Source organism: Candidatus Phytoplasma ziziphi (assembly GCF_003640545.1).
Taxonomy (GTDB): domain Bacteria; phylum Bacillota_I; class Bacilli_A; order Acholeplasmatales; family Acholeplasmataceae; genus Phytoplasma; species Phytoplasma ziziphi.
In genome coordinates, this window is the sequence record NZ_CP025121.1 from 187,926 (window position 1) to 204,438 (window position 16,513).

The 16,513-nt window shown below is 21.9% G+C and carries 19 protein-coding genes and 1 tRNA gene; 2 read left to right on the forward strand and 18 right to left on the reverse strand.

What is annotated here, in order from left to right:
* Positions 1 to 466: 466 nt before the first annotated feature.
* Both CWO85_RS01030 and CWO85_RS01035 read left to right on the forward strand, forming a co-directional pair.
* Positions 467 to 760 (forward strand): ATP-binding protein, encoded by a 294-nt coding sequence (locus CWO85_RS01030; RefSeq protein ID WP_121463849.1) that lies wholly within the window; start codon positions 467 to 469, stop codon positions 758 to 760.
* 134 nt (positions 761 to 894) lie between these two features.
* The gene (locus CWO85_RS01035) at positions 895 to 1,809 is read left to right on the forward strand and encodes an ATP-binding protein (protein ID WP_161554972.1); all 915 of its coding nucleotides are present in this window, start codon (positions 895 to 897) and stop codon (positions 1,807 to 1,809) included.
* A 568-nt stretch (positions 1,810 to 2,377) separates the two neighbouring features.
* On the opposite strand, the gene CWO85_RS01040 is transcribed toward CWO85_RS01035, so the two are convergent.
* From CWO85_RS01040 to ybeY, 18 genes are all read right to left on the reverse strand, one after another.
* Positions 2,378 to 2,797: an OsmC family protein gene (locus CWO85_RS01040; RefSeq protein WP_121463851.1), complete on the reverse strand. Its 420-nt coding sequence runs from the start codon at positions 2,795 to 2,797 to the stop codon at positions 2,378 to 2,380.
* Positions 2,798 to 2,822: 25 nt separating this feature from the next.
* Positions 2,823 to 3,164, reverse strand: coding sequence for a hypothetical protein (locus tag CWO85_RS01045; protein WP_121463852.1), 342 nt, complete (start codon positions 3,162 to 3,164; stop codon positions 2,823 to 2,825).
* Between the two features lie 15 nt (positions 3,165 to 3,179).
* Positions 3,180 to 3,386: a YneF family protein gene (locus tag CWO85_RS01050; RefSeq protein ID WP_121463853.1), complete on the reverse strand. Its 207-nt coding sequence runs from the start codon at positions 3,384 to 3,386 to the stop codon at positions 3,180 to 3,182.
* Between the two features lie 109 nt (positions 3,387 to 3,495).
* The gene (gene rsmD / locus CWO85_RS01055; RefSeq protein WP_121463854.1) at positions 3,496 to 4,056 is read right to left on the reverse strand and encodes a 16S rRNA (guanine(966)-N(2))-methyltransferase RsmD; all 561 of its coding nucleotides are present in this window, start codon (positions 4,054 to 4,056) and stop codon (positions 3,496 to 3,498) included.
* A gap of 6 nt (positions 4,057 to 4,062) precedes the next feature.
* Entirely contained in the window at positions 4,063 to 4,650 is a 588-nt protein-coding gene (gene yqeK, locus CWO85_RS01060; protein WP_121463855.1) for a bis(5'-nucleosyl)-tetraphosphatase (symmetrical) YqeK, read from the reverse strand.
* Between the two features lie 11 nt (positions 4,651 to 4,661).
* On the reverse strand, positions 4,662 to 5,222 hold the full coding sequence (locus CWO85_RS01065; RefSeq protein ID WP_121463856.1) for a YqeG family HAD IIIA-type phosphatase: 561 nt from the start codon (positions 5,220 to 5,222) through the stop codon (positions 4,662 to 4,664).
* Position 5,223: 1 nt separating this feature from the next.
* Positions 5,224 to 5,703: a transcription elongation factor GreA gene (gene greA / locus CWO85_RS01070; protein WP_121463857.1), complete on the reverse strand. Its 480-nt coding sequence runs from the start codon at positions 5,701 to 5,703 to the stop codon at positions 5,224 to 5,226.
* A gap of 26 nt (positions 5,704 to 5,729) precedes the next feature.
* Complete coding sequence (locus CWO85_RS01075; RefSeq protein WP_121463858.1) at positions 5,730 to 6,314, reverse strand: O-methyltransferase; 585 nt, start codon at positions 6,312 to 6,314, stop codon at positions 5,730 to 5,732.
* Between the two features lie 14 nt (positions 6,315 to 6,328).
* On the reverse strand, positions 6,329 to 6,778 hold the full coding sequence (ruvX, locus tag CWO85_RS01080) for a Holliday junction resolvase RuvX (RefSeq protein WP_121463859.1): 450 nt from the start codon (positions 6,776 to 6,778) through the stop codon (positions 6,329 to 6,331).
* Positions 6,775 to 9,432, reverse strand: coding sequence for an alanine--tRNA ligase (gene alaS, locus CWO85_RS01085; RefSeq protein WP_236628338.1), 2,658 nt, complete (start codon positions 9,430 to 9,432; stop codon positions 6,775 to 6,777). The genes ruvX and alaS overlap by 4 nt, the downstream gene beginning before the upstream one ends.
* Before the next feature lie 50 nt (positions 9,433 to 9,482).
* On the reverse strand, positions 9,483 to 9,683 hold the full coding sequence (rpmF, locus tag CWO85_RS01090; protein WP_121463860.1) for a 50S ribosomal protein L32: 201 nt from the start codon (positions 9,681 to 9,683) through the stop codon (positions 9,483 to 9,485).
* A gap of 115 nt (positions 9,684 to 9,798) precedes the next feature.
* Positions 9,799 to 9,875: transfer RNA gene (locus CWO85_RS01095), tRNA-Arg, on the reverse strand.
* 74 nt (positions 9,876 to 9,949) lie between these two features.
* Positions 9,950 to 10,393 carry a tRNA (adenine(22)-N(1))-methyltransferase TrmK gene (locus tag CWO85_RS01100; RefSeq protein WP_121463861.1) on the reverse strand — a complete coding sequence of 148 codons (444 nt, stop codon included), beginning with the start codon at positions 10,391 to 10,393 and terminating at the stop codon, positions 9,950 to 9,952.
* Complete coding sequence (locus tag CWO85_RS01105; RefSeq protein WP_121463862.1) at positions 10,390 to 11,655, reverse strand: sigma-70 family RNA polymerase sigma factor; 1,266 nt, start codon at positions 11,653 to 11,655, stop codon at positions 10,390 to 10,392. The genes CWO85_RS01100 and CWO85_RS01105 overlap by 4 nt, the downstream gene beginning before the upstream one ends.
* Positions 11,656 to 11,711: 56 nt before the next feature.
* Positions 11,712 to 13,604: a DNA primase gene (gene dnaG / locus CWO85_RS01110; protein WP_121463863.1), complete on the reverse strand. Its 1,893-nt coding sequence runs from the start codon at positions 13,602 to 13,604 to the stop codon at positions 11,712 to 11,714.
* Between the two features lie 51 nt (positions 13,605 to 13,655).
* On the reverse strand, positions 13,656 to 15,032 hold the full coding sequence (locus CWO85_RS01115; RefSeq protein ID WP_121463864.1) for a glycine--tRNA ligase: 1,377 nt from the start codon (positions 15,030 to 15,032) through the stop codon (positions 13,656 to 13,658).
* A gap of 34 nt (positions 15,033 to 15,066) precedes the next feature.
* A complete protein-coding gene (gene era, locus CWO85_RS01120) occupies positions 15,067 to 15,960 on the reverse strand; it encodes a GTPase Era (protein WP_121463865.1) in 894 nt (297 codons plus the stop codon).
* 69 nt (positions 15,961 to 16,029) lie between these two features.
* Positions 16,030 to 16,437: an rRNA maturation RNase YbeY gene (ybeY, locus tag CWO85_RS01125; RefSeq protein WP_121463866.1), complete on the reverse strand. Its 408-nt coding sequence runs from the start codon at positions 16,435 to 16,437 to the stop codon at positions 16,030 to 16,032.
* Between the last annotated feature and the right edge of the window lie 76 nt (positions 16,438 to 16,513).

Sequence of the window (16,513 nt, forward strand, 5' to 3'; positions counted from 1 at the left end):
ATGTTTTTTGATTTTGTTTTATTAAAAACGATTATAGATGAGAAAATGTATGTTTATTAATTTCTTTTTAAAAATCTTTTTTCTATTTTTGTACACCCATAAATTAAACTCAATTTAAAATGATTATAATCTATTATGTTTTTCAAATTTTTAATTCTTTTAGTATGTTGATAAATAAAAATTTATCCTTCCATAAACTATTTTTAAATAAAATATCTTATTATATAAATTATAACATTTTATAGTAAATTTTTCTTTTCTATATTTATTTATTATGGTTATTGTTTTATATAAAATCTGAAAATATTTAAATATTTTTATTTTAATAATTTGTATAAAAATTAATATTTTTATAAACTTAATTTCAAATAAACTTAATTTAAAATTAAGTTTATTTGAAATAAAAAATGTATAATATAATATATTAGTTTATTTAATTGTTTATTAATATAAATAGGAGAATCAAATGTTTATCGGAAGAAAAAAAGAATTAGAAGAAATAGAAAATTTAATATCAACTTCTAAATTTGAATTCGCTTTAATTTATGGCCGAAGACAAATAGGAAAAACAACTATTTTACAAAAAATTATAAAAAAATATAAAGGGTTTTATTTTGTGGCTGATCGTTCAGGACTTAAAGCTAATTTAAAAAGATTAAGTCGTGAAATCACTAATTTTTTAAAAGAATCCGATATCCTTTTTGACAATTTTTATGATTTATTCGAATTTATAGTTAAAAGAGTCAACAAAAAAAATTAATTTTTGTAATTGATGAGTTTTCTTATTTAATAGATTCTGAATCATCTTTTTTAACTATATTACAAAATATTGTTGATCATAAATTAAACCAAAGTAATATTAAATTATTTATTTCTGGAAGTCATATGAGACTAATGGAACAAATGGATAATTATAATCAAGCTCTTTTTGGAAGAGTTACTTATAAAAAAAAAATTAAACCTTTTTCTTACTTGGAAGCGTCTTTATTTTATCCTAATGCTAATTATAAAGATAAAATTAGATTTTACAGTGTCTTCGGCGGCTTACCATTATATCTTAATAAAATAGATAAAAATAAAAGCATTAAAGAAAATATTATGAAAATATGTATACCAAATATAGATTCAATAGAAAATGAAATTTACACTAATTTGATGCAAGAAATTAGATTACCAGCCCCTTATTTAAATATTTTAGATGTTATGAGTGATAAAAAAGAAATTAAATTATCCAAAATTAGTCAAAAAATAGAAGAAAATACTAGCAAAACTTCTTATTATTTAAAAAAAATGTCAAATTTAGAAATAATCGACAAAAATATTTGTTTTGGAGAAAAAGAAAATCTTAAAAAAACATTTTATCATATCAAAGATCAATTTTTAAAATTTTATTATCGTTTTATTAAACAATATTACCGTCATCAATATATGTACGATAATAAAGAGGATTTTTATAATAAAACAATCGAACCTTTTTTAGAAATTTTTATTTCATGGGAATTCGAAAAAATTTGTAAAGATTTCTTGATATATAAATATCGAGGTGAAACATCTAGATTTATTTTGCAAAGAAAAAATATTAATATAGAAATTGATTTATTATGTAGAACTAAAGAAGGTATTAAAGCTTTCGAATGTAAATGGGGGCCAGAAATAAATAATGAACATATTTATGCATTGAAAAATAAAATAGAACAAATTACTAATATTCATCCTATACATCAAATAGGTTTTTTTGCTAAAAAGAAACCTTTAAGTAATATTTGCCAAAATTGTTTATATTTTGAACCTAAAAATCTTTTTGAATAATTTTGATTAATATATTTTAAAAAATATTTTGGTATATTCGGAATCGAGATTAATATTGAAACTTTGAAACTATATAAAAAAATTTAATTTGTAATAATTGACAAAAATAAAATCCAGTTAATAAATAACTGGATTTTTAATTTATTTTCAATTAAATCTTTCGATATTCAAAATAATTATACTAAATTTATTTTTTAATGGGCTTTAAAACCCTTAAAAATCTTTATATAAATCAAAAAGGGTTTTAAAGGGTGTTTTCTCTTTGATAATAAATATATAATTTATTATCAAAGAGAAAAAGAAAAAACTCTTCTTTTCTTCTTTCATAATAATTAAATATTATACCAATTATTAATTTTTTAAATATAAAATAAATATAAAATTTAAATATAAAAATCACTAAATGAACAAATATTTAAAATTATTTAAAATAAATTATATTTCATAAATTGAAATATTTTAATAATATCAAAAAATTTTTTAATAAATCAAAAAACTTTTTTTAAATATTAAAAACAAAAAATATATTTTTTTTACAAAAAAATTTTATTTAATAAATTTTATATTTTTAAATTTCTTCGAATAAAACGGATTTTAAAATAAAATGAGAATATGCATCAAACATTCTTGAAACAGGACATTTTTGATGAGTTAAATCCATAAGTTCTTTAGTTTCTAAAATAGATAAATTTTCGATACCACAAAACAAATCAATTTTAAAATAAAACCCTTTTTCGTCTTTTAAAGTATTGCACAAAATTTTTACTTTAATTTCGCCCGCGACATCTTTTTTTCTAATAGATGCAATAGCTTTAATTGTTTTATAAAAACAACAAATCAAAGATAAAGATAATAGTTCGTTAGGTCGACTGTAGTCTTCTTCGCTATTCATTAAAGCAGAAGCTAGCCTAGTTTTTAAACCATTTTTTATAATACCTAAATCTTTAAATTTTTCGTCATGATAAGCTATAATTTTCAATTCGGTCACTTTTTAAAATCCTTTTTTATTTTTTTTATAAATAGATTTTTTTTAAATAAACATCATTCGAAATTAAATTAAAAACCTTTATATTTAAACGACAAATAAATTTACTTTTATTAACTTCGTTATCCTTAATTTTTAAAACTATATTCAGATGTATAAATTTTTTAGTAATCAAATGATCTTTAGTTAAAGTAAATTCTTTTGTTTTATTCTCTGTCAAAATAGATTTTAAAAGATTTTGTTCTAATGGATCGCATTTTAATAAATATTTTTTAATCCTTTTTTTTTCATTAAATTCATAAAAAATATTCATAATAATCAAAATAAATGTAATAAAAATAACAAAAAATATTATAGAACTATAAGTCATAAATGTCCTCTCTGCTTACTTATTATTTTTCATACTGTTCATAATCTGTTTAATTTGTTTTTGGCTAGGATTTCTTCCCATTTGTTTAAACATTTCTTTAATTTGTCTTTCTGTAATAGGAGGATTTTTTTGTAAATACTTTTTAAACCAAAAAAACATCAATACAGCTCCTATTATAATACCTAAAACTAACAATAATAAACAAGCTACAGTCTGAGACATAAACAATAAATATTAACCTTTCTTTATTTCAAATATTCATTTTTTTCAAAAAATAAAAATACTCTACTTATTATTATAATATAATGAAAAAAATAAATAATAATTAAAATTAACGGAAATAATTTTTACGATAATAATATAACTTTTTAGTACCATATTTTTTTTCTTTAAATAAAACAAAATTATCTTGTCGTGAAGGTAATAAAGTTTTAGAATGGGTTTCAAAAACAATTAAACTTTGATTATGAGTAATTTTTTCTAAATATGAAAATAAAAGCAAATATGAATTAAAAAAATAAGGAGGATCTAAAAGAATGAGATCAAAAATTAAATTTTCTTTATTAAATTTTTTCAACATTTGAAAAGCATTATTATAAAATAATTTAATTTGTTCTTTTGGTAAATTTAATTTTTTCATATTTTTTTTAATAATTTGGAAAGCTGGCAAAAAATTATCCACTAAATAAACTTGTTTAGCATTTCTACTTAAAGCTTCGAAACCATAAGCTCCTGATCCAGAAAATAAATCTAAAACAATACTTTCCTTAATAAACTCTCCGACAGTATCGAATAAAGATTTTCTCAATGCATGTGAAGTACTTCTTGTTTTTATAGAAGAAACAGAATTAATTTTAAAACCTTTATATTTTCCAGAAATAATATACAACATACTTTATTATTCGTTATCAATCAAATCTTTTACTTTATTCTTGAAAAAATCAAAAACTTTTAATTGTTCAGAGAAAATTGTAAAATTATTTTCTTTATAATATGAAAAAGTCAATTTTAAAAAATAATAAATAGTTTTATTTAAATTTTCTAAAGATAATTTTCGCAAATAATCAACATTCGGATAATTTCTATTATCCTCTATTTTGTCGCTAATAAAAATTATTTTATCTAATTTACTCATGTTGATATGGCCCCAAACATGTTTTTGAATAGCGTTTAAAATTTGTCTATCTTTTATATTAAATTCTTTTTTAACGCAAATAGCTGCACTAAAAGCATGATAAATAAAAGGAGCTTGTTTATACTTATTAATTTTCGTTTTATTTAATAATGATAAATGAAATTCTAATGATTCGTTTTTAGTATAATCATGTAATAAAGAAGCAATTTGTGCTTTCTCAATATCAACTTTATAAAAACGAGCTAATTGAACTGCTTTTCTGCAAACACTTAAGATATGATTTAATCTCTCATCATCATTTCGAAAGTTTTCTTTTAATTTTTTTAAAATTTGCTCTATTAACGGATTCATGATAATTATTTTTATGATTTAATAAAATTTTGAAATTTTTTTCGATATTCTTCTAAATTAATTTTTTTTATCTTTTTGATAAAAGGTTTTTCTATTAAAAAACGAATTAATTTAGTTCTAAAAGATTCATATTTTCTATCTAAAGGTTTTACTAAAACAGAAATAATATTCATCTTGTTAGCTCCTGCGATATCAGTTCTTAATTGATCACCTATCATCATAACTTCCTCGAAACGAAAATTAAATAATTTCAATGCTTGTTCAAAACCCCATATAGAAGGTTTTTTATGATAAAAATTTAAATATACATAATCTAAATTATTATTTTTAGCTATATAATGAACTTTTTTAAATGAAGCATTTGAAATAATTACAATTTTAAAACGTTTATTTAATCTTTTTAATAATTTTCGAATATTTAAATTTAATTCATTTTCTTTAGAACTTAATAAAGTATTATCTAAATCAAAAAACAATACTTTGATTTTATCTTTATAAAAAAAATTATCATAAGGAATATCAAAAACAGATTCATAATAAAAATTAGGCAAATATTTATGTTTAGTTATCATTTTATTCAACCTTTAAAATATTTACTTTAAAACTTTTTCCTGTTTCTGTTTTAACTAAAACTTGGTCTCCTTCTTGATAACCTTGAATACTTTGGCCTATCGGAGATTCGATAGAAATTTTATTCATAAAAGGATTAACTTCTAAAACACCTACTAAATGTAAAGTTTGTTCTTTCATGTTATCTAAAAATTGCAGTGTAACTGTTTTACCAATATTAATTTCTTTATTTGTACTATAAGTATCAATAATTTTAACATTTTTTAAAATATTTTGAATTTCTAAAATACGAGTCTCTATAAAAGCTTGTTCATCACGAGCTGCGCTATAATCAGCATTTTCGCTTAAATCACCTTGTTCTCTAGCTTCTTTAATGGCTTCTAAATTTTCATGTCTTTTAACGTTTATAAGATGTTCTAATTCTACTTTTAATTGATCCACTCCTGATTGTGTTAACTCATAATTTTTTTTATTTTTATTCATTTATATTTATTTCCTTATTTAATCCCTTATAATACTTTTTTACGTGAAATACTAATACCGTCTCCTATATCCAAAAAAGTTGTTTCAAACAAAAAATTATTTTTTAAAAAAAATTTAAAATCATTAATTTTTTGGATTAAACGTTTAGTACTTCTTGAAATTTTAGGATTATTAATATCTAAATTATGAAAATTTAAATTATCACATATAACAAATTTATTTTCATTTAAAAAAATATTATATTTTTCAAATAATTTTTGATATTGAACTTTAGCGGCATCAATAAAAATTAAATCATATTTTTTATTAGGTTGATAAAAAAGAGCTTCTGACCAAATAAATTCAATATTAAATTTTTTTTCATGAAAAAAATCTAAAGCTATTTTATATTTATTATAATCTCTTTCTATAGTTTGAATATTATTTTTGTCATTATTCATAGCAAGAGCACTATAACCAATAGCCGTTCCTATTTCTAAAATATTAATTAAATTATTTTTTTTAATTATATCTTGTAAAAATATAAGAGTTTCATCATGAATAATAGGAATATTATGTTCTAAAGCATATATTTTAATATTTTGCAAAAATTTTTCTTTTTCATTCTTCATAATATAAAAATCTTCTAACTATTGTTTACAAACTTATTATTACGATAATTTAAAAAATTTTGCAAAATAATGCCTGCCGCTATTTGATCCTTTAAATTTTTTATTTTTTTCTTATTATGATTATTTAAACGACATACTTGATATGATTGCTGAGTAGATAAACGTTCATCCCATAAAATAACTTCTACGGAAGAAAAATTTTTTTTAAGTCTTTTAGAAAAATCAATGCTAATTTGAGCTTTAACTCCCACATCATTATTCATATGCTTCGGATAACCTAAAACTATTGTGGTAACTTTAAAATTTTCAATAATTGTTTTTAAAGGCTCAATTAATTCTTGATATTGATTAGTACGAAAAAAAATTGTTTTTAAATTATTAACAATAATACCAGATTCAGACACAGAAATACCTAACGTTTTTTCTCCTAAATCTAATCCTAAAAAAACATTTTCTTGAGTCATAAAAACACTTTCCAATTATTTTTAAATTCAAGAAATCTATCGACTTCATAACTAGTTAATTGACCAAAATTTTTATTGCCGCCACCTTTACCATTAATTGTTTTAACAACTTTTTTAATAAAATTACCTACATGAATTATTTTACTTTTGCATAAAATAAAAACTTGATCTAAATTTTTTTGACATAAGCATAAAAAATCTACTTTTAATATATTAAATAGATGATCTAACAACACTTTTAAGTCATTATTTGTCAGTTCGTGATGATTACCGACAACAATCATTAAATAAGGCTCTATTTTGTCAGGAATAAATTGCTTAGCTTTTTTTATAATTTGTTCATTTCTTTTTTGTAAAATTTGTTTTTTAAATTCACTAAATTCTTTTCTTAAAACTTGTAAATAATTTTTATAATTTTGAATATAAGCATAACTGTCTTTATAATTTTTCTGAATAGCGATCCTTTTTATTTTTGATAAAAATTCTTCTAAATAAATATCTTTGTGTATTTCTTCTATTTTAGCAAAAATTTGTTTTTCTTCTAAGATAAAAGGTTCTATTTTTTTATTTAAAGCTGAAAATAAGTTAGAATCAGTAACTGCTTCTATTCTATAAATTCCAGAGCCAATGATTTTATAATCTACAATAGCAAATTTTTTTAAATCACTTGTGTTAACGACATGTGTGCCGCCACATAGTTGAAGCGAAAAATCACCAATCTTAACTATTCTAACTTTATCTGGATAATTGGTATTATCTAAAAATTGAACTTTTCTTTTTTTAGCTTCTAATAAAGATGTTTCTTGGATAATAACTGGATGTTTTTGATTAATCCATTCATTAACTTTGTTTTCTATTTTTATTAAATTTTCAAAAGATAAATGTTGAAAATGATCAAAATCAAATCTCAAATAATCAGAATTTAAACCAGAACCTCTTGGTTTAACATGTTCTCCTAAAATTAATTTTAAAGAATCATATAAAAGATGAGTAGCTGTATGATTACAAGAAGTTTTTTTTCTCTTTAAGATATCAATAGAAGCTGTAACTTCTTGCCCTTCGATAAAAAAATTTATCAATGGAGAAATGGAACGATCGAATTGATGAATAATTTGTTGATTTGGTAATTTAGTAACTTTAACTACTACTAAATTATCAATCATTCCTACGTCATAAATTTGGCCGCCCATCTCAGGATAAAAAGGTGTTTCTTTTAAAACAATGCCTTCGTCAAAAACTTTTAAAATTTTGGTTTGAATCGAAAACTTATTATAACCTACAAATTCGCTTTTTTCAGTAAAATTTAAAAAAAGATCATTTTGTTTATTCATACTATATTTATTATTTTGGACGCCACGAGATAATTTTTTTTGTTCTTCTAAATAAACTTGAAATTTTTTTTCATCTATATGAATATTATTTTTTTTAGCATATTCATAAATCATATCCACGGGAAAACCATAAGTATCATAAAGTTTAAAAAAATTATCTCCTGAAAGAGTATTATTTTCAACTAATTGAAAAAATAATTTTTGACCTTTATTTAAATTAAAAACAAATTTTTCTTCTTCTGTTTGGATAATATTTTCAATAATTTCTTTTTTATCAATTAAATAAGGATAAAATTCTCTCATTATATCAATAACAACAGAAACTAATTTAAATAAAAAAGGTTTTAGAAAACCTAATTTTTTTCCTTTAGTAAAAGCTCTTCTTAAAAGTTTTTTTAAAATATATCCTCGGCCTTCGTTAGCGAATAAAACCCCGTCGCCAATACCAAAAACTAAAGTTTTGATATGATCAGCGATAATTCTAAAAGCTTCTTTGTGTTTCGAATATTCAACTTTACTTAAAAAACTAATTTTTTGAATAATAGGAAAAAAAAGATCTGTTTCGAAACTAGTTTGTTTGTCTTGAAAAATACAAGCTAAACGTTCCAACCCTGAACCAGTATCGATATTTTTACTTGGTAATTCAAGATATGTTTCTCTATTTTTCCCTGATTCACTATTATATTGTGAAAAAACTATATTCCAAATTTCTACAAACCGATTATTAGAAATATCTTTGTAAAGTAATTCTAAACCTCTTTGATCATACTCAACTCCACGATCAAAAAAAATCTCAGTACAAGGACCGCAAGGTCCTTCACTTATTTCCCAAAAATTATCTTTTAAAGAAATTAAATGATCTGAAGCAATTCCTTTTTTTAACCATAAGTCATATGTAGCTTGATCTTGATAAAAATAAGTAATATACAAACGATCCTTCGAAAAAGCAAACCACTTATCAGATATCAATAATTCGTAAGCAAAATCTATCGCTTCTTTTTTAAAATAATCGCCTATTGAAAAATTACCCAACATTTCAAAAAAAGTATGATGAATAGAATTTTGTCCTACATTCTCAATATCATTTGTTCTTAAACATTTTTGAATGCTAACTATTTTAGGACAAAAAGCTTTTTCAGAACCATCAAAATATTTTTTAAAAGGAACTACCCCCGCATTAACCCATAATAAACTAGGATCAGAAGAGTCAGGAATTAAAGAAGATGAATTTTCTAAATAATGTCCTTTTGCAACAAAAAAATCTAACCACATTTGTCTAATTTCATTAGTAGTCATCTTTTTCATTTCATAATTTCCTTTCATTTCATAATTTCCTTTATATAATATTTTATTTCAACAAAAAAATATATCTTTTATTCTACTTCTTTTTGTTTCTTTTTATTTTTAATTAAAATTAATTTACCTTTATAATAAGAGCTATTTGCAGTTAAACGATGTGATAAAGTAAAATTATGAGTATCAGGGCAAACAATTAAGTTAGGTTTAGTTAATTTTTGATGTGTACGTCTTTTTCTTTTTGCAGTTTTACTTATTCTTCTAAAAGGAACAGCCATGTTTTTATATCTCCTATTTTTTTATTATCAAATAAAAATTTTAACAAAATATTTATTTGATAATAAAAGAACTTTTTTTCTTAAATTTTTATATTCAATATTAAAATAAAAATAATGGCGTTTGAGAAGGGATTCGAACCCCCGACCGACGGCTTAGAAGGCCGTTGCTCTATCCAGCTGAGCTACTCAAACTTTTTATGGAATCAACTTATATTATACTTTAAAATTTTATTTTTTTCATTTTATTATTAACAAAAATAATTTTTTTATCCTTTTTGAAAAACTTTCAAAAAAATATAACTAAATTTATCATAAAAATTATAATATTCTAAAATATCAAAATTATTATTATTTAACCAATCAATCAAATAATTAATTTTTCCTTGGCAACCTAATAAAAAATATTTTTTTTTATAAGGAGATCTTTGTAAAATTTGCGAAATAGTATGCGGACCCATTCCGCAAATCAAAGCTAAATCAAAATCATCATTTATTTTATCAAAACCATCACTTAAATAAAATTTAACAGGATAATTTTTTAAATTTTCAAAAGCTTTTTGTAAAGGTTTAATTTTATTATCACAAGCAATTCCTTTTTTAATATATTTTAAATCTAATGCTTTTTTTAAAACTAAACCATGATCTGTGCCGATATCAATAACTATATTGTAACCTTTTAACAGAGAAGCGATAAAAAGAAGTCTTTTCATTTTTTAATAATATTATTATACAATGTTCTTAATTTATTTTGCTTAGAAGGGCTTCTTAAACGTCTTAAAGCTTTAGCTTCTATTTGGCGAATTCTCTCGCGAGTAACTCCAAATTTATTACCTAATTCTTCTAAAGTATAAATATGTCCATCTGTAAGGCCATAACGCATTTTTAAAACTTGTTCTTCTTTATCTGTTAAAACTTCTTCTAAAGATTCATCTAAGGTCTTTTTTAACATTTCTTGTAACATATATTCATGAGGAGAAATAGTATTAGGATCATTGATAAAATCTCCTAAAGAAGAATCAACTTCTTCTCTAGCTGATGTTTCTAAAGAAATAGTTTCTTTTTCTATCATTTGAATATCCACAATTTCTTTTTTTTTGATATTCATATTCATAGCTAACTCTTGATTATCAACTTTACGTAATAAATCTTGTGTTAATTTTCCTAAACAACGAGAAATTTTATTCATTGTTTCAATAATATGAACTGGAATTCGAATTGTTCTAGCTTGATCAGATACAGCTCTTGTAATCGCTTGTCTTATCCACCAAGTAGCATAAGTAGAAAATTTAAAACCTTTAGTATAATCGAACTTATCGACTGCTCTCATCAAGCCCATATTGCCTTCTTGAATTAAATCTAAAAATAAAATCTTTCTTCCTATATAACGTTTGGCTATCGAAACTACTAAACGATAATTAGCTTCGATTAATTTATTTTTAGCTTTTTCAGCATCTTCTATCTGTTTATTTATCTCTTGTACTTGTTCATATGTTAATTCTATTTCTTGTTTTTTATATTGTTCTAATTTTTTTTTAGCTATTAACCCTTCATAAACCATTTTGGATTTTATTTTTTCTTCTTCTAAAGTTAATAAAGGAATTTGACCTATTTCTTTAAGATACATTTTAACAGGATCGTTTACTTTAATAGAATTAGAAATTTGTTCCAAATTTAAATCTTCTTGAGATTCTTCTTTATTATACATATCATTATTTGTTGAATATAATTTATCAAAAGGATCATTTTTAGATGGATTTTTTTTTCTAGAATTATTCCTTTTATTTTTGAATTTTTTATCATGCATAATTATGGATTTAATAAGTCTTGAGTTAAAAAAATCTTTATTTTTATAAAATTGTTCTAACCATTGAATCTTTTGTTCGAAAGGAGTAATAACAAGTGAATGATTTTCTTGTTCTATTTTCAAATGATGTTTTTTATAGATTTTTTTAAAATTTTTTCTTAAATTCATAAAATTCCCTTTTTATTCATTTATAATAATTATTTTTTATAATTAATAAAATAAAATTAGTCTATTTTATTTTCAAATTTATTTTGTTGAATATTTAATAATTGTTTTTCTTTTTGTTTTAACTCGTCCCATAATTTATTTATTTCTGGACTATAATCTTCATCATTATTATTTTTTTCATTAATTTTAGCTTTAATTATCTGTATTTCTTTCTTAATTTCTTGTTGAATCGTCGAATAATCTTTCATTTGAAAAGGAATAAAAATATCTTTTAAATATTCTTGACTTTTTATTCTTTTTTTTTGTTTAAATATAGCATTGTTTTCAACTTGTAATAATAAATTATATACTATTTCAGAATTCGACATATGATCTAAAAATTCTTTATAAACATTTTTAAAATTAGAAATATTTATGCCATTTTTCTTTTCTTCTTCTTTGGAATATTTCATAGAATAATCTTTAATCTTACGAATCAAATCTATCACATCGGCATTAATATTTTCATATTTATAAATTTCTTCTATAACCAAATCAATATATTTTTGATTTAAAAATAATTCAGTTAAAATACTTATTTCTTTTTCATAACTCCCAATTATTCCTTTTAAAGAAATTTTATCCTTTTTTCTTTGTAATAATTCGTTGTTTGTGTCTTTAATAGAAATAAAAGAAAATAAATCAGTTTGAATTTGATATTTTTCATTTATTTTATTTCGAAAATATTCCAAATTGTCTCTATTATGATATTTTAATAAAATTTGAATATTTGAATTTATTTGATTGTCTCTTAACTCTTTCCTTCTAAATTCTTCTATTTGATTAAAAATATAATCTTTAGTTCTTTCTTCTAATTTTTGTTTTAAGAGACTTATATTATTTTGTTTAGATAAAATATATTCATCCGGATCTAAATTATAAGGTAAATGTAAAACCTTAACTCTAAAACTATTTTTATTCAACAAAAAAGAAATTTTTTTCTCAGCTTCTTTTCCTGCATTATCAGAATCTAAAGCGACAGTAACATTTTGTGTTACCTTTTTTAATGATGCTATTTGAATTCGATTCAAATTAGTTCCTAAACTAGCGACAACATTTTTCATACCTATTTTATAAAAAGCTATAACGTCAAAAAAACCTTCGCATAAAATAACTTCTTTTTTATTTTGGATATCTTTTTGATGTTCAAAAAAACGATATAACAAATTTTCTTTTTTACAATGACCATTAAATAAATATTTAGGAATATTAAATTGCGTTTGATTTTGATTATTTTCTAATGAACGTCCACAAAAACCAACTATTTCCCCGTTTAAATCGATCAAGGGAAACATCAAACGATTAATAAAAAAATCAAAATATTTATCTGAATCATTTTTTTTAGAAATTAAACCTAATTTTAAAATATCTTCATATTTATAATTAAGTTTTCCAACTAAATGTTTAATTAAAGCACTTGTGTTTTTATGAGAATAACCTAATCCAAACTCTTTAATTAATTCTTTATTTAATTTTCTGTCTTCGAATAAATATTTTAATAAAGGATGCTCTGAAAATTCTTTTCTATCTAAGATAAATAACAAAGCTTTTTGATAAAATTCATTAGCTGATTTTAAAATAGAAATTAAAGGATCTTCGGGTTTTAATTTTTGTTTAGGCAAATTAATATTAAAAAGTTTAGCTAATTGTTGTATCGCTTCTGACGTAGGAATATCTTTTAATTGAGAATAAAATTTAACCGGAGAGCCGCCTTTACGGCAACCCATACATAAAGCAATATTTTTTTCAGGAGAAATAGATAAAGAAGGAGTTTTTTCTTTATGAAAAGGACACAAAGCGAAAAAACCTTTGCCTTGTTTTTTCGCAACAATTCCCATTTTAATAATTAAATCATAAATGAGGATTTTTTTATTTAATATCTCAAACAAATTATTATTTACATTATTCATAAGACTTAATTTCTTATATTAATTCGAACATTTGTTTATTTATGTAAAAAATTAAAATATTATTTTATCTTCTACATATTTTTTAATTTCTTCAATTGACACTCGTTCTTGTTCCAAAGAATCACGATCTCTGATAGTAACTGTATCATTGATTAAAGTTTCTTCATCTACAGTACAACAAAACGGCGTACCTATCATATCTTGTCGTCGATACCTTTTGCCTATACTTTGATTTTCGTCATAATATACTTCAAAAAAAGAAGATAATTTTTTTTGTAATTCTTTAGCTTTAAAATTATGTTTTTGTTTTATTAAAGGAAAAATAGCTAATTTATAAGGAGATAAAAAAGGATGAATTTTCAAAACTATTCTTGTAGTATCATTTTTTAATTTTTCATTTTGTAAAAAATTAATTATAGTAGCTAAAAATAATCTTTCAACTCCTAAAGAAGGTTCAATAACAAAAGGCCAATATTTTTCTTTAGTTAATACATCTAGATATTTTAAATCTTTTTGTGAAAATTTTTGATGCGCTTTCAAATCAAAATCCGTCCTTGAAGATATTCCCCATAATTCATCAAATCCCCAAGGAAAACGAAATAAAATATCTGTAGTGGCATTGGCATAATGACTTAATTCATTAGAGTTATAATCTTTAAGTTTTAAATTATGTATATTAAAACCTAATTGTAAAAGAAAATTATAAGAATAATCTTTCCAAAAGCAAAACCACTCATAATATGATTTAGGATGACAAAAAAACTCTAATTCCATTTGTTCAAATTCACAAGTACGAAAAATAAAATTACCTGGAGTAATTTCATTACGAAAAGCTTTTCCAATTTGACCTACACCAAAAGGGATTTTTTTACGAGTAGAATGTAAAATATTTTTAAAATTAACAAAAATACCTTGACAAGTTTCTGGTCTTAAATATAAAGGAAGAGAGCTTTCAGAAACAACACCTTGTGAAGTTTTAAATAATAAATTGAATTCTTTAACAGAAGCCCAATTTTTAGTTCCTAAAATTTTATGTTTAATTAAATAATCTGTCATCTCTTGGAAAGTTAAACTATCAACATTTATCTGAGGATCATGATTTTTAATTAATTTATCTGCTCTATAACGTTTATTATCGTCTTTATTTTCAGCTAAAGGATCTATAAATGAAGATAAATGTCCTGATGCTTCCCAAATTTTAGGATTCATAATAACAGAACTATCTAACAAAACATTTTTTTCATTTTCTTGAAAAAATTTTTTGATCCAAGCTTTTTTAATATTTTGTTTTAATAAACTACCTAAAGGACCATAATCAAAACTATTAGCTAAACCATTATAAATTTCGCTACCAGGAAAAACAAAACCAGTTTGTTTCATAAAACTAACGATATCTTTGAAAGAAATATTGTTTATATTTTCGCACATAATTTAATAACCAATTTTTCATTATATTTTTTTATTATTTTGTATATGAAACATAAGGAGAATGAAAAACTTTTTTTCTAATATTCAATTCCGTATCTACTTTAACCCATAAATTTAAAGAAACTTTCTTTTTCAAAAATCTCTTAATATCTTTTTCAGCAGTAATCCGAATTTTTTTTAATGTGGCACCATTAGTTCCAATTAAAATTTTTCTTTGGCTAACTTTCGAAACTAAAATTAAAATATCTATTGTTAAAGAATCTAAATCTTTACTATAAGTTAAATTTTCTAAATAAACAGAACAAACATGCGGTAATTCTTTATCTAAATAATAAAAAAATTTTTCTCTTACAAATTCTGATATTAATTCTTCTTGCGAAAGATTAGTAACAACATCTTGAGAGAAATAAGGTTCTCTTTCGTCTAGTAAGGAAATAATATTTTCTTTCAAAATGTTTAAATTTTGATCTTTAACACTAGACAAAGGGATAATAGCTTCAAAAGAAAAATATTTTAAATAGCTTAAAATAATTTTATCAATTAAAATCTTCTTTTTGAAAAGATCCATTTTAGTAATAACTAAAATAATTTTCTTATTATATGTTTGAATAAAAGTCAAAATATCTTTGTCCCTTTGACTACATTCCTCATCAACCAAAAACAAAATAACATCGACTTCTTGAATATTTTTGAAAGTTACAAAATTCATTCTAGAAATTAAAAAACTTTGTTTTTTATATATTAGACCTGGATTATCTACAAAAATCAATTGATAATCAGGACTATTACAAATACCTAGAATTTTCTTTTTTGTAGTATTAGGTTTATCACTTGTAATAGAAATTTTTTGTTCTAACAAAGAATTTAATAAAGTAGATTTGCCTACGTTAGCCTTACCTATCATAGTAATAAAACCTGATTTAAACAAACAACAAACCTCCCTTTAGAACAAAAAGATTATAAAATTCTATTAATAATCAAAAATAATGTTAAATTACTAAACAATATTATGTTTTTTTAAAATATCTTCTTGTATATCGATCATTTCTTGTAAAGATTGTTCGGTATCATCATCATATCCTTTTAAATGAAGATAGCCATGAATAACTAAAAATGCAACTTCTCTTTCTAAACTATGACCTATTTTTTGAGCTTGCTCAAAAACTTTAGTTAAAGAAATAAAGATATCTCCTAAATAATCATCATAATTTGTATTCGGAAAAGTTAAAACATCAGTAGGATAATTTTTTTGGCGATAATAAAAATTCATTTCTTGCATTTTATTATTATTTATAAAAATAACATTGATTTTTTTCGTGTCTTCTATAAAATCAAAAATATAAATCAAAATTTTTTTAAAATTTTGAATTTTTTGTTTTGTTGTGTTATGTATTTTAATAATCATCTATAATGATTTCTTTTCTGAAAATTGTTATTAATATTTAAAGTACTAAATATAAAAAAATATTTTAATAATAAAT